Here is a 959-nt window from a genome sequence, read left to right as displayed (position 1 = left end):
CGCCATTGATGGCTAGCTTCGCCTCATATATATCGCTCTGCCCCTGCTGCTGTGGCTGGACAGTTGTAGACAGATACCCATCCTCCTCATAACTGGACCAATCCGTCCCGGAACGTTTAATCGGGCATTTCTCGGAGCGGTACATCACCCGCATGGGTTCCGCTGCAAGGTTCGGTGGGACCTTCACCGTAATGCTGACCTCCTCCCCTCCCGGTGGCGGGGACAAAGTTTGGCTCTGACCGCAGGCGGTGAGAGTGAGCAGCAACAAGCTGCCCATTGCATGGCCGATGAGAGCGTTCATACATCTCCCCTAGCAACCAACAGTGCGCCTAGAAGTTTTAGGTTCATTGCGGTTGTCCTAGGCGAATGGTTTGCAGCTTCTTGAAGCTTGGTTTGCTGCCACCCACCACAACGCTGCCATCGGAGTAAGTGAACAGGTTGTGATTTCCCTTTTTCTTTTCCTTCGGCCCCACCGAGTAAACCAAATAGTCCGCATGTAGTAGCGGCTCAAACGCTACCTTTCGGGATTTCAGGGCGCGGTAATACAAATAGATTTCACCCTCACCGACTAGCCAAGCGAGTTTTTCATGCTTACCAAGGAACTGCTCGTTAACCCAAGGGTAGTAGTCCTTCCTGATCAGTAGATCACCGCTGACATTGATAGTCGGCTCAAAAACAGAGCGCTGTTGGGGTAGGTGCTGATCAAACATCACAATAACCCCTCCCCCAGGGCCCGCTTTAACGTTCTCTCCGAAGTGCGTCGTGTTGGCATAGGTAACGCCAAAGGTGACGTTACTCAGTTGCCACTGGCATCGGCTGCCGCCATTGATGGCTAGCGTCGCCTCATATATATCGCTCTGCCCCTGCTGCTGCGGCTGGACCGTAGTAGACAGGTAGCCATCCTCCCCATAACTGGACCAATCCGCCCCGGAACGTTTAATCGGGCACTTCTCGGAGCG

The 959-nt window shown here is 54.1% G+C and carries 1 protein-coding gene and 1 pseudogene; both read right to left on the bottom strand.

Going from position 1 to position 959, the window contains the following annotated elements:
- Nucleotides 1-301, bottom strand: a pseudogene (locus E4P00_RS27830) (hypothetical protein); the annotation flags it as partial.
- A 43-nt stretch (nt 302-344) separates the two neighbouring features.
- A partial coding sequence (locus E4P00_RS27825; protein WP_248133413.1) for a hypothetical protein occupies nt 345-959 on the bottom strand: 615 nt, incomplete at its 5' end.

The sequence above is a fragment of the Pseudomonas sp. B329 genome, assembly GCF_023127835.1.
Taxonomy (GTDB): Bacteria; Pseudomonadota; Gammaproteobacteria; order Pseudomonadales; family Pseudomonadaceae; genus Aquipseudomonas; species Aquipseudomonas synxantha_A.
The sequence above is the reverse complement of the archived record's forward strand: the minus strand, read 5'-3'. Positions and strand labels throughout refer to the sequence as shown.